12 protein-coding genes are annotated in these 11,883 nt (G+C 64.6%); 4 read left to right on the top strand and 8 right to left on the bottom strand.

What is annotated here, in order from left to right:
• Window positions 1-27 precede the first annotated feature (27 nt).
• From L0U82_RS23470 to L0U82_RS23440, 7 genes are all read right to left on the bottom strand, one after another.
• The gene (locus L0U82_RS23470; protein WP_233834980.1) at window positions 28-1,260 is read right to left on the bottom strand and encodes an ABC transporter substrate-binding protein; all 1,233 of its coding nucleotides are present in this window, start codon (window positions 1,258-1,260) and stop codon (window positions 28-30) included.
• Window positions 1,261-1,412: 152 nt separating this feature from the next.
• Window positions 1,413-3,191, bottom strand: coding sequence for a thiamine pyrophosphate-binding protein (locus tag L0U82_RS23465; protein ID WP_233834978.1), 1,779 nt, complete (start codon window positions 3,189-3,191; stop codon window positions 1,413-1,415).
• Between the two features lie 12 nt (window positions 3,192-3,203).
• On the bottom strand, window positions 3,204-4,640 hold the full coding sequence (locus L0U82_RS23460; protein WP_233834976.1) for an aldehyde dehydrogenase family protein: 1,437 nt from the start codon (window positions 4,638-4,640) through the stop codon (window positions 3,204-3,206).
• A 76-nt stretch (window positions 4,641-4,716) separates the two neighbouring features.
• Complete coding sequence (locus L0U82_RS23455) at window positions 4,717-6,453, bottom strand: FAD-dependent oxidoreductase (RefSeq protein WP_233834975.1); 1,737 nt, start codon at window positions 6,451-6,453, stop codon at window positions 4,717-4,719.
• 107 nt (window positions 6,454-6,560) lie between these two features.
• The gene (locus L0U82_RS23450; protein ID WP_233834973.1) at window positions 6,561-6,755 is read right to left on the bottom strand and encodes a YqaE/Pmp3 family membrane protein; all 195 of its coding nucleotides are present in this window, start codon (window positions 6,753-6,755) and stop codon (window positions 6,561-6,563) included.
• A gap of 83 nt (window positions 6,756-6,838) precedes the next feature.
• Complete coding sequence (locus L0U82_RS23445; protein WP_233834971.1) at window positions 6,839-7,033, bottom strand: DUF1653 domain-containing protein; 195 nt, start codon at window positions 7,031-7,033, stop codon at window positions 6,839-6,841.
• A gap of 70 nt (window positions 7,034-7,103) precedes the next feature.
• The gene (locus L0U82_RS23440) at window positions 7,104-7,748 is read right to left on the bottom strand and encodes a helix-turn-helix transcriptional regulator (RefSeq protein ID WP_233834969.1); all 645 of its coding nucleotides are present in this window, start codon (window positions 7,746-7,748) and stop codon (window positions 7,104-7,106) included.
• Window positions 7,749-8,493: 745 nt separating this feature from the next.
• Between L0U82_RS23440 and L0U82_RS23435 the strand changes: the two genes are divergently transcribed.
• Together L0U82_RS23435 and infA are read left to right on the top strand one after the other, a co-directional pair.
• Window positions 8,494-8,775, top strand: a complete 282-nt coding sequence (locus L0U82_RS23435; RefSeq protein WP_233834967.1) for a hypothetical protein — start codon at window positions 8,494-8,496, stop codon at window positions 8,773-8,775.
• A gap of 159 nt (window positions 8,776-8,934) precedes the next feature.
• Complete coding sequence (gene infA, locus L0U82_RS23430; protein ID WP_233834965.1) at window positions 8,935-9,213, top strand: translation initiation factor IF-1; 279 nt, start codon at window positions 8,935-8,937, stop codon at window positions 9,211-9,213.
• 287 nt (window positions 9,214-9,500) lie between these two features.
• Here infA and L0U82_RS39755 read toward each other — a convergent pair whose 3' ends face one another.
• Entirely contained in the window at window positions 9,501-9,629 is a 129-nt protein-coding gene (locus tag L0U82_RS39755) for a hypothetical protein (protein ID WP_267929673.1), read from the bottom strand.
• A gap of 405 nt (window positions 9,630-10,034) precedes the next feature.
• On the opposite strand from L0U82_RS39755, the gene L0U82_RS23425 reads away from it, so the two are divergent.
• Together L0U82_RS23425 and L0U82_RS23420 are read left to right on the top strand one after the other, a co-directional pair.
• Window positions 10,035-10,610, top strand: a complete 576-nt coding sequence (locus tag L0U82_RS23425; protein WP_233834963.1) for an ANTAR domain-containing response regulator — start codon at window positions 10,035-10,037, stop codon at window positions 10,608-10,610.
• Between the two features lie 7 nt (window positions 10,611-10,617).
• Complete coding sequence (locus L0U82_RS23420; RefSeq protein ID WP_233834962.1) at window positions 10,618-11,793, top strand: CmpA/NrtA family ABC transporter substrate-binding protein; 1,176 nt, start codon at window positions 10,618-10,620, stop codon at window positions 11,791-11,793.
• The last annotated feature ends 90 nt before the right edge of the window (window positions 11,794-11,883 follow it).

Below are 11,883 nucleotides of genomic sequence, written 5' to 3'. Positions count from 1 at the left end.
CCCCTGAAAACGTACCCCGCGCCGCTTTTACAGCGACGGCATGTTGCAGCCGATTTCCTGCTTGTCGCCGAAGGCCTTTTCGGTCTCGGCGGCCGTGCTCGACGTGTCCTTGACGACGTCGAAGTAGTCGTATTTGTCGGTGATCTTCGACTTCACCTTGACGACCACGGACGGACGCACCAGCTGGTGATCCCACGAGCGGAAATAGAACGGCAGCGGACCGTCGGTGTTTTTCCAGTTTTCCAGTGCCGTGACGATCGCCTTCGAGTCGGTGGACTTCGCTGCATTGATCGATTCGAGCAGCGAGCGCATCGCGATCCAGCCGGACCATCCCTTATCCGACGGAGGCTGGCCATACTTCTTCTCGAAGTCGGCGGTGAACTTCTTTTCGGCCGCGGTGTTCTTCGGATTGTTGTAGTACCAGGGCTTCACGTAGATGCCCGCTGACGCCTGCGGACCGACGTCCCAGAAGTCCGTGTCGGTCACCGCCACGGCCACGTAGGGGATCTTGTCCTTCATGCCCATCTCGTTCCATTGCTTCAGGAAGTTCGAGAAGTCGCCACCGACGAGTCCGCCCAGCACGACATCCGGCTTCGCCTGACGGATCTTCAGGATGTACGAGCTGTAATCCGCGGTGTTCACCGGCACTTCGTCGACGCCGACCTCGCTCATGCCGTTCTCTTTCAGACGGCTGCGCGCGGAGCGCAGGATGTCCTGACCGAACGCATACGAAGGCGTGAGGAAATAGACCTTCTTGCCGATCTGCGACAGGTACGGCATCACGCCGGCAATCTGCACCGGCACCGTCGCCTGGGTGCGGAATGTGTAGCGGCTGCAGTCCTTGCCGGTGATTTCGCTTGCCGCCGCGCCCGGCAGAATCAGCGGAATCTTCGCGCGATTGGCGACGCTCATCATCGCGAGCGCGGACGAGCTGTAGTTGCCGCCGACCACCGCGACCACCTTGTTTTCATCGACGAGCTTCTGCATGTTCTGCTGCGAGACCTGCGGATTCGGTTCGTCGAGCCAGGTGATTTCGACCGGCCGTCCGAGCACCTTGCCGCCCGCTTCCTGCAACGCGATTTCACTGCCGCGTTCGAGGAATTGACCGATCGATGCGCCCGGTCCCTGCTTCGAATAAATAAGGCCGATTCGCACCGGTTCGTTGCCTTGCGCGAACGCCGCCGCGCTGAAACTCAGACCCGTTACGAAAGCGATGAGCGAGCGATACCCTACCCGCCCATGCGGATTGCGAAAATTCATGGCTGTCTCCTGTGTCGATCGGAGCGGGTGTTGCGTCACCCGCGCCGATCCCATGAAAAGCGTTTGAAAATGGCCGCCGAATGCGTGGTTTTAGTGCGGCGGCCAGGAGCTTGCGTCGAAAACTGCTCTCTCGTTGTGCGCGCTTTCAGTCGTCACGCGATATAAGGCTTGCCGTAGATCGGCTCCTTATAGGGAATCGGCGGCAATTGCCAGGTGCCGGTCGACGGCGGCCTGACTTCGGCGTCGACGTGCACGTCGATCACGCACGGCCGCCGGTTCTTCAACGCCTGCTCGACCGCGCCGCCCAGATCCTGCGGCCGCGTGACCGTCATGCCGTCCGCACCGCAGGCGCGCGCCCATGCCGCGAAGTCCGGGTTGTAGCGCTCGCCGGATTGTCCCTTGTAGAACGCGGTGCCGATCTCGCGGCCGTCGAACAGACCGTATTGCAGATCGCGGATCGCGCTCCACGCGAAGTTGTTCCAGATGATCCACACGACCGGCAGCTCGTATTCGATCGCCGTGCACAACACGTAAGGCGTCATCGTGAAGCCGCCGTCGCCGACCACCGCGACGCAGGGCCGATCGGGCGCGGCCAGTTGCGCGCCGAGAATGCCGCACACGCCGAAGCCCATCGACGAATAGCCCCAGCTGTTCAGCATGCTTTGCGGACGCTTCGGCTTCCAGAACTGCATGAACCAGTTGTGATGCACGCCCGAGTCGAGCGCCAGGATCACGTCATCGGGCAGCGTCTTCTGCAACGTGCCGACCACGAACTCCGGGCGCAGCGGGCTCGTCGACGCGCCGAAATGCGGCTGCACGAAGGTCTCCCACTGGCGCACCCAGCCCTGCACCTGCTCGGCCCACGGCGCGAAGCGCTTCGCGTCGATCGCGGGCCGCGCGGCCAGCGCGTTTAGCAGTTGCCGCGTGAACACCTTCGCATCGGCGGCGATGCCGATATCCGTCGCGTAATTGCGGCCCAGCTCCTGCGGGTCGATATCGACATGCACGAGCTTCGTCTTCGGGAAGTTCCACGAATAGCCCGGCTGCCAGCTCGACGACGAGCGATCGTCGAAACGGGTGCCGACGGTCAGCACCAGATCCGCGTGACGTCCCGCTTCGTTGGCCGGAAACGCGCCGTTGCGGCCGATGAAGCCGAGCGTGAGGACATCGTCCGCCGGCACGCAGCCCATGCCGTTCGGCGACGTGATGACGGGAATCCGCAGCTTCTGCTGCAATTCGGCGAGTTCGGGACCGGCTTCGGCAAGCGTCGCGCCATGACCGATGAAAATCACCGGCTTGCGTGCGTCGGCCAGCAGGTCGAGCACGGCGGCGATATCCGCTTCGCTCGCGCCGGGCCGCACCGGTCGCTCCAGATGCGACGCCGGCGGCAATTCGACATCCGCCTCTTCCTGGAACACGTTGTACGGGATGTCGAGATTCACCGGACCGGGGCGGCCGGTGACCATCGTGTCCATCGCCTGACGCAGCGCGAGCGGCAGCATGTCGACACGCGTCGGCTGGAATGCGCGCTTGACGACCGGCCGCAGCACCTGCGCGAAATCCGCCTGATTGTGCTTGTACAGTTCCTGAAACGGCCCGCGATTGTGCTGCGAAGTCGGCACGTTCGCGGTGATCGCCATGAACGCCGACGAATCGGACAGCGCGGTCGCGAGCGACATCACCATGTTCGCCGAGCCGGGACCGGTGGACGTGAGCGTCGCGACCGGACGATGCTTGACGCGATAGTACGCATCGGCCATATGGCCCGCGCACTGCTCGTGGCGCGGCGAAATGAGTTGCAGCTTGTCGCGCACGTCGTACAGCGCGTCGAGAATGCCGACATTGCCATGTCCGCAAATCCCGAACACGTAGGGCACTTTCTCCTTCACCAGCGTCTCGGCGATCAGTTGACCGCCCTTCATCATCGGCATTGCATGTCCCCTTCAGGTACTCAGCGTAATCAGACGTTCTTCGCTCATTTCGCGCACCGCGTAATGCGGGCCTTCGCGGCCGAATCCGGAGTCCTTGCTGCCGCCATACGGCATCAGGTCGACCCGCGAACTCGACGTCTCGTTGATATGCACCCCGCCCACGTGCAGACGGCGCGCGGCTTCGAACGCCGCGTCGAGACGGTTGGTGAACAGCCCCGTCGCGAGACCATAGGGCGTCGCGTTGATGCGGGCGATTGCTTCGTCGAGCGTATCGAATGGCACCAGCGACATCACCGGGCCGAACACTTCCTGGCAGCTTACCTGCGCAGTGGGGGCGACATCCGCGAGCAGCGTCGGCGGCACCACCGCGCCTTCGCGCGCGCCGCCCGCGAGCCGGCGCGCGCCGTGCGCGAGCGCATCGTCAATCCAGCGTTCGATGCGCTCGGCCGCCGCGACGCTGATCACCGGGCCGACCAGCGTCGCCGGATCGCGCGGGTCGCCGAAGGGCAATTCACGCACGAGCGGCGCGAGGCGCGTCTCCACTTCCGCGATACGCCGGCGCTGCACCAGCAGCATCTGAATCGACGTACACACCTGCCCGGCCTTGCGAAAGCCCGCGGCGACGATCTTCGGCAGCGCGGCATCGAGATCCGCGTCGTCGTCGACGATCGTGAAGGCGATACTGCCGAGCTCCATCTGCGTGCGGCGCAGACCCGCGCGTTGCTGGATCGAGCGGCCCACGTCGGTGCTGCCGGTAAAGGCAAAGAAGCGCACTTCGGGCTCGTCGATCAGCCAGCCGGCCACGTCGGCGCCGCCGTGAATCACGCTGATGAGCCCCGCGGGTAAGCCCGCTTCGAGCAGGCACGCCGCCATGATATTGGCGAGCGTCGGAGTATGCGTCGACGGCTTGAGCACCACCGCATTACCCGCCGCGAGCGCGGGCGCGACCTTGTGCGCGACGGTGTTCAACGGCGCATTGAACGGCGTGATCGCGCACACGATGCCAAGCGGTATGCGCAGCGTAAAGCCGAGCCGGCCTTTCTGCTGCGGCGCGCCGTCGAGCGGAATCATCTCGCCCGCGAGGCGGCGTGCTTCTTCCGCGGAGAGCCTGAAGGTCTGCAGGCAGCGCCTGATTTCGCCTTGCGCGTCCGTCTGCGTGAAGCCGCCCTCGATCTGCAACGCGGCGACCAGTTGCGGCGTTTCACGTTCGAGCAGTGTAGCCGCGCGCTCCAGTACGGCGCCGCGCTCATACGGCGTCAGCGTCGCCGCCGCATACGCGCGCTGCGCGGCTTGAACGGCCTCGCGCACCTGCTGGCGCGACGCAATGTGCAGGCTCGCCGCGGGCGTGAGCCGGTATTTGTCCAGCACCGCCATGCGGTCGCCGCCGTCGACCCATCGGCCGTCGATCAGCAATCTCACGTTGGGCAGCACGCTATCTGATTCGGTCATTGAAATGAACTCCATACGATAGAGCGCAGTGTAGGCGCGCGTTTTCGCGAGCAAAACTACTGTTTTCCGAGAGCAGCTATACGTCGAGCTTATGGCCGGATTCGTCGCCGAACGCGTCGCCGAATGCATCGCCAAGTGCGTGATGCGCGGCGATCACGCCGAACACGAGAGCCGGACCGAGCGTGATGCCAGGCCCCGGATACGCGCCGTTCATCACCGAATGCATGTCGTTTCCGCAGGCGTAGAGGCCCTCGATCGGGCTGCCGTCCTCGCGCAGCACGCGCGCGTGCTCGTCGGTGACGACGCCCGCGGCCATGCCGAGATCGGCGGGAAATACGCTGACCGCGTGGAACGGGCCGTGCTCGATCGGCGCGACGCACGGATTCGGCGCGTGATCGCCGTCGCCCAGGTGCCGCTGATAGATGTCGCCGCCACGCCCGAATTCGCTATCGCGTCCTTGCCGGGCATCGGCATTGAAGCGTTCGACGGTTGCGCGCAGCGCGTCGCGCGGCACGCCGATCGCATCGGCAAGGACATCGAGCGTTGGAGCCTGCTTCAGATAGCCGCTCGCGATCTCGCGTCGCGTCGACAACGCGAACGGACGCACGCGTCCGAGCCCGTATTTCCACAGGAAACGGCTATCGCAGATGAGCCACGCGGGAATCGCTTCATTGCCGTGGCGCAGTTGCGCGCGCACGAATTCGTGATACGACCGCGCCTCGTTGACGAAGCGTTTGCCGTGCCGCCCGACCGCGATCAAGCCGGGCTTCGCGCGGTCCGTCACCGTGTGCGGAAAATAAGCGGTCGAGCCGTCGTCGCGCGTCCAGCTCGAAACCGGCACCCAGAACGCCAGCGCGTCATCGACGCCGCTCGATGGCGCGCTCAGTGCCGCGCCCGCTTCGCGCGCGAGACGCGCGCCGCCTCGGGCCGCGTGCGCATTCGCGGTCGCCGAGCGCTGCCCCGCCTGCCGCGGCACGTAGGACGCGCGCATTTCGGCGTCGTGCGACAGGCCTCCCGTCGCGAGCACGACGGCGCGCGCGCTGATCGCCTGCTCATGCTCGCCGCTCTGCGTGCGGATCCCTATGACGCGGCCGTCTTCAACGATCAAGCCGGCGACACAGGTGTTCAGCGCGATCTCGACGCCCGCGTCGCGCGCCGATTTGAACAACCGCGCGGCCAGCGCATTGCCGAGCACGAGCGTGGTGCCGCGGTGCGCACCGACGCGCTGTCGCGCGTAGCGGCAGACGAGCTTGAATACATCCCACGCCGCCGCCGGCGACTTGCCCATCCGGCGCAGCTTCGGAATGTCCTCGCGGCTGATCATCATGCCGCCGAACAGCATGAATTCGGGCAACGGGTCGCGCAGCAACGCGAAATCGCGACCGAGTTCGCGGCCGTCGAAGCGCACCGGTTCGAGTACGCGACCGCCCGCGGTCGCGCCGGGCAGATCCGGGTAGTAGTCGGGATAGCGGCGCACCGGCTGGAGTTTCAGTGCCGTATGTGCCTCGAGATAGCGGATCGCGGCATCGCCATGGCGAAGGAAAGCGCGCATGCGCGCATCGTGCGCGGCGCCTGGAACGGTCTCGTCGAGATAGCGGCGCGCCGCGGCGTCGCTGTCTTCGATACCCGCTTCGTTCATCTTGTGATTCGCGGGAATCCAGACCATGCCGCCGGAGATCGCGGTCGTGCCGCCGATCCTGTCGGTACATTCGACCAGCAGCACGCGATGCGCGCGGACCGCGGCGGCGGCCGCGGCAGCGAGTCCGGCGGCGCCCGCTCCGACGACGATGAGGTCATAGTTCTGAGCATTCATGACGGCGCAGTGTAAGCGCGCGGAATGCGAATCCGGAACTATGGATTTTTGATAGGCGTCATCGCTTTCAGATATGGATGCAGGACGACGCTCCGTAGCCTCGGTGCCTAGCGCTGGTGACCCATCGCGCGAGCGATCTTCTTATCGGTGTTGTACTGGCTCAGCGCATACACCGACCAGATCGCGGCCGGGATCCAGCCGATCACGGTGACCTGCAGAATCAGACAGATGATGCCCGCGAACGGACGGCCGATCGTGAAGAACTGGAACCACGGCAGAATGATGGCAAGTAGTAGACGCATTGGATTTTCCTTTACGTGTCGTTGCGGCGGTCTGCATCGATCCGCGTCGGACGCAGTGGCCTCGTAAGTTTGAGTTGACGCGGTTAATCGGCGATCGGTGCGAAGCGCGGTACCTTGACGCCATCGTGCTCGACCAGCTCGAAAAACACCGTCTTTGGTCGGGTCCAGATCGTGCCATTGGCCGCCTTGTAGACGACCATCGTGACTGACGGATCGGGTTCGAGCGTGGCCTCGCAAACCAGTTCGTAAATGCCGCCTTTGTAGTGCCGGTAACGCACGGTGTGTGTCCTTATAACGAGCTTTATCGAAGCATGCCAAAGCTTGATGAAGCTTTGGCGAGCGCGGCACCTAGCCGCCCTCTTTCATCTGCTTCAGGATCTTGTAGACGGTCGCGCGGCCCATCGTCAGCACCGCGGCCACGTAGTTCGCCGAGCTGCGGCCGCGAAACGCGCCCTGCGCGTGCAATGCCTCGACGATTTCGCGTTTGTGTTCGCGCGTGAGCGCATTGATGCCGATCTGCCGATCGCGCAGCCACGTATGCAGATACGTGTTGATGCGGTCCTGCCAGTCGTCGCGAAACAGATCTTCGGCGGGCGCCTCCGTCATCGCACCGCCCTTGATGAACAGATCGAGCGTCGAGCGCACGTCCTCGAACACCGCGATATTGAAGTTCACGCACAGCATGCCGGCCGGCTTGCCGTCGTCGTCGAGCAGGATGTTGCTCACGCAGCGCATGCGGCGGCCGTCCCAGTTCAGCTTCTCGTACGGGCCGATGGTCTGGCCGCGCGCCGCGAACAGCACGTCGTCGAGCACCGACGGCGCGCCGACCTCGAGCCTCGACAGATTGTTGACCAGATACGCAACGGTTTGACTGCGCAGATCGTGAATCACCACTTCCGCACACGGATACAGCAATGCCGCGATGCCGTCGGCGATCGGCGCGTAACGCTTGAGCAGCAGGTCTTTGACAGGAGACACGTTCGGATTGCGCATGGGAAAAACGCGAAGTTCGAAGGATGGCGGTTGCCCGCGGCATGAAAGGCACGCAAGACGCGGAGCGCTTCGATTGCGCGACCCCGCAACCGACGCAGCGGCAGCGCGCGTTACCGCGCAACTCGGCATTGTAGCGATATGGCGCGGGGGTCGCGACTGGGGCCAGAGTATTCTGGACATGACCTTGCCGGTACGCTGGTGATTGCGTATCGAGTGCCGCTGCGTCTGATTTCGCGTCGCGCCGCCGCCTCGGCCCATCTGCCCGCAAGCCCCGCCAGGCGGGCGTTTCGGCCACATCAGAAAACGGGCACTATCCAATCAGGCCCGTTTAAGGCAAAATATTGCAATTGTTGCATCCCGCACCCATATAGCACTGGCAGCACCAGGCAGTCTCAATCGGCTTCTCCGCACCACCCCCGACTGTTCGAGCGCCGCGTGTCGGCGATCCCGTCATTCCGGCAATGCGCCGTCTGCATTAGCCGTCGCGAGTTGTACAACAGAGCGGCTCAGCTTCATACGTCCGAGCGCGATTGGCGCGCTGCTTCAGCGTTTTCGGTCGAATCCGCGCTTGCGCGCGGCTGCTTCAGCCATTGTCATTGAGCCCGCCCGGTCTGCCAGACCTGTGCCAACCCTTTTCATCGCGGCGCGCCCCACGGTGCTGCGCCGCCCGGTCCGCGTCAACGTGCACGACACGACCGACGCCATTCGCGCAACGCGGACCACGCCATACAGGACACGTATTTTGATGAATCCAGCAGTCAAGACCTACAAGGGCTACGAAATTCACCCGCTCGTTTATCCGCGCCGTCCACCGGGCGCGCAGACGAATCGCGATCCCGGCGCCGGCTACGACGCGTCGGTGCGCATCTGCCGGGTCGGCGCGAATGCGGCGGCCGAAGGCCGGGTGTTCCGCCTGCAGTATCTGTTTCCGTTCGACGGCATGGGCAAGGCGCGCATCGCGTGCATGGCGCATGCCGAACGGTTGATCGACGGTCAGGTGAACGGCCAATCGGTCGCTGATCTTTGAGCGGCCCCGGTCGGCACCTCATCCGCATCTCATCGGCGCCGCGCGGCGCGCTTGCAGGCACCGCGCTTTATCCCGCCGCCCATTCACTGAATCCACAGTCGTGTCGCCCGGTTTGCCGGCGGCCGGCCTCCCCTTTATCCCATCGACCAGGAGTTATGCATGGCGAAAGAAGAACTGATTGAACTTGACGGTATCGTCGACGAAGTGCTTCCGGATAGCCGCTACCGCGTGACGCTCGATAACGGCGTCGTGGTCGGCGCTTATGCGTCCGGACGCATGCGCAAGAACCATATCCGTATTCTCGCGGGCGATCGCGTGACGCTCGAAATGTCGGTCTACGACTTGACCAAAGGCCGGATCAATTTCCGCCACAAGGACGAGCGTCCCAGCGGTGGCGGTGCGCCGCGTCCCGCGCAGCAAGGCGCGCGACGCCGCTAACGACGCAACGCCGCGTCGCGGCGAAACCGGGCATGCGCTGCAATAGCGCGCGCCCAGATTGCACAAAGGCGCGAAACCCGTCAGGGCTTCGCGCCTTTTGCATCATCTATTGACCGTATTTGCTGTCGCGCTTATCTGACGGAAGCCATTGCGCACACGCAATGGCCATCACACATCTTCGATATCGCGCTCGACCACGAAGGTATCTTCCGGCGACGAATCGTCCGCGATTCCGATCAGCCGATCACCCGATGACGGTCGCGCCGCCGCAACGGCGACGCAGTCGATTACAGCGCGCGCTGGACCGCGTGCGCCGAATCGGAAATGTCCTTACCCGCACCGGCAACCGTATTGCAGCCCGCCAGCATGACCAGGCCCCCTACCAGCAACAGCACCGCTGTGACACGTTTAAACATGGTTCCTAACCTCAACTCCATTTTTTGATCGGACCGGCTCGAGCCGGCTACTTTCGGCGGGTGATGCTATCACACCTTCGCGGGCCTTCGGACCGGCCGCCGGGGGACGGCACCACGGCTCGATGTGGCGCCTGATGCGCCGCTTCGGTGCATCAGGCGGCAGCGCGACGGCATGCCCCGCGCCGGTGCAACACAACGTGATCGGCGGCGCGCTATCACGCACGCGCGCTGGTGCCACCGCTCGTATCACGTTCCCCGCGATATCCCGGCGCACAGCCGCGATGCACGCACACAGCGCACGGAACGCGCGCCCGCACCCTCACAGCACCACCGCCACACACTGCAGCACAGCAGTTGGCATACCTGTTGCTTAAACCATGCCCAGTTGCCGCTCCCTGCTCTCTCATGCTGCGTGTTCTCCTTGTCACCGACACCGATAAACCCATCGGCGATCTCCGCGACGCGCTCGCCAAGCTAGGCTGCGACATGCTCGCCGGCACGGCGACGCCGCAGGCGCTGCATCGCGCGGTGCGCGACGAGCGGCCCGACGTGATCATCATCGATACCGAATCGCCGTCACGCGACACGCTCGAACAGCTCGCGGTGATGCATGCAAGCTCGCCGCGTCCCGTGCTGATGTTCAGTCACGATGCGAACCAGCAGTTGATCCGCGACGCGATCAACGCGGGCGTCACCGCCTATCTCGTCGAAGGCCTCGCAAGCGAACGGCTCGCGCCGATTCTCGAAGTCGCGCTCGCGCGCTTCGCACAGGAGTCGCAATTGCGCGAGCGGCTCGCCCAGGCCGAGAACGAACTCGCCGAGCGCAAGCTGATCGATCGCGCGAAACGTCTGCTGATGGATCAGCAGAAACTCACCGAACCCGCCGCCTACGCGAGCCTGCGCAAACGCGCGATGAACCAGGGCGTGAAACTCGCCGAGGTTGCGCGCGCAATCGTCGCATCGGCCGGCTCGCTTAAATGAAGCGCTTATGAATCCAGCTACTTCCGTTGCCGCGCCTCACTCGACCGAAGCGCCTGAAAAGACCCATTTGCGGCTCGGCTTCGTCGCGCTGTCCGATGCCGCGCCGCTCGTCGCCGCGAAGCTGCTCGAGTTCGGCCACGCGCACGGGCTCACGCTCGAACTGTGCCGTCAGCCGTCCTGGGCCGCTGTACGCGACAAGCTGCTGTGCGGCGATCTCGACGCCGCGCACACGCTATACGGCCTCGTTTATGGCGTGCAGCTCGGGCTCGGTAGCCCGCGCACCGATATGGCGGTGCTGATGGTGCTCAACCGCAACGGCCAGGCGATCACGCTGTCGAACCGTCTCGCCGACGCGCTCGCCGAAGCCGGCGCGGCGAAAGGCACCGGCAACAACACGTTGCGTGAAGCGCTCGCCACCCTCGGCCGCAAGCCGGTGTTTGCACACACCTACCCGACCGGCACCCACGCGTTGTGGCTGTACTACTGGCTCGCCGCGCACGGCATCGATCCATTGCGCGATGTCGAGAGCGTCGCGATTGCGCCGCCGCAGATGGTCGCCGCGCTCGCCGAGGACCGGCTCGACGGCCTGTGCGTCGGCGAACCGTGGAACGCGCTGGCCGAAGCACAAGGCGTCGGCAGAACGGTCGCTTATACGAGCGAGGTATGGCCCGATCATCCGGACAAGGTACTCGCGTGTAGACGGGATTTCGTCGACACACATCCGCGCGCGACCCGCGCGCTCGTGCAGACCGTGCTCGAAGCATGCCGCTGGCTCGACGGCGCCGGACATCGCGACGAGATCGCACACTGGCTCGCGCGGCCGGAATACATCGGTATCGACGAGAAGCAGATTGCAGCGCGGCTTGGCGATCACGTCGACGCGACGAGCGTGGGCCGTCTGCCGATGCGCTTCTTCGACGGCGGCGCGGTCAACTATCCGCATCCATTCGAAGGCGCATGGTTTCTCACGCAATTCGAGCGCTGGGGCATGATCGATGCGCGTGACGACTACGACGACATTGCCGCGAGCATCAACCAGACGCAGCTCTATCGCGAGGCCGCCGCGCGCGTGAACGTGGCAGTGCCTCGTGAAGATATCGAACGGAAGTTGATCGACGGCGAAGTGTGGGGCAGCAACGCGCAATCCGTTGCCTATGCGCGGCGTTTTCCTATCGGCGGATAGACTCGTATCGCGCGTGAGCGCGTGAAACCAACTCGCCGCCATCGTGCGCGCAACGTGCGCAACACGCGACGGCGGCGAACATCCAGACCG

Source organism: Paraburkholderia sp. ZP32-5 (assembly GCF_021390495.1).
Lineage (GTDB): Bacteria > Pseudomonadota > Gammaproteobacteria > Burkholderiales > Burkholderiaceae > Paraburkholderia.
The sequence above is the reverse complement of the archived record's forward strand: the minus strand, read 5'-3'. Positions and strand labels throughout refer to the sequence as shown.

Excerpts from the sequence above, each read along its gene's own strand:
- L0U82_RS39755 (WP_267929673.1), bottom strand. The coding sequence starts at position 9,629 with ATGTTTAAACGTGTCACAGCGGTGCTGTTGCTGGTAGGGGGCCTGGTC.
- L0U82_RS23435 (WP_233834967.1), top strand. The coding sequence starts at position 8,494 with ATGAATCCAGCAGTCAAGACCTACAAGGGCTACGAAATTCACCCGCTC.
- L0U82_RS23425 (WP_233834963.1), top strand. The coding sequence starts at position 10,035 with ATGCTGCGTGTTCTCCTTGTCACCGACACCGATAAACCCATCGGCGAT.
- L0U82_RS23470 (WP_233834980.1), bottom strand. The coding sequence starts at position 1,260 with ATGAATTTTCGCAATCCGCATGGGCGGGTAGGGTATCGCTCGCTCATC.
- L0U82_RS23455 (WP_233834975.1), bottom strand. The coding sequence starts at position 6,453 with ATGAATGCTCAGAACTATGACCTCATCGTCGTCGGAGCGGGCGCCGCC.
- infA (WP_233834965.1), top strand. The coding sequence starts at position 8,935 with ATGGCGAAAGAAGAACTGATTGAACTTGACGGTATCGTCGACGAAGTG.
- L0U82_RS23460 (WP_233834976.1), bottom strand. The coding sequence starts at position 4,640 with ATGACCGAATCAGATAGCGTGCTGCCCAACGTGAGATTGCTGATCGAC.
- L0U82_RS23440 (WP_233834969.1), bottom strand. The coding sequence starts at position 7,748 with ATGCGCAATCCGAACGTGTCTCCTGTCAAAGACCTGCTGCTCAAGCGT.
- L0U82_RS23465 (WP_233834978.1), bottom strand. The coding sequence starts at position 3,191 with ATGCCGATGATGAAGGGCGGTCAACTGATCGCCGAGACGCTGGTGAAG.
- L0U82_RS23450 (WP_233834973.1), bottom strand. The coding sequence starts at position 6,755 with ATGCGTCTACTACTTGCCATCATTCTGCCGTGGTTCCAGTTCTTCACG.
- L0U82_RS23420 (WP_233834962.1), top strand. The coding sequence starts at position 10,618 with ATGAATCCAGCTACTTCCGTTGCCGCGCCTCACTCGACCGAAGCGCCT.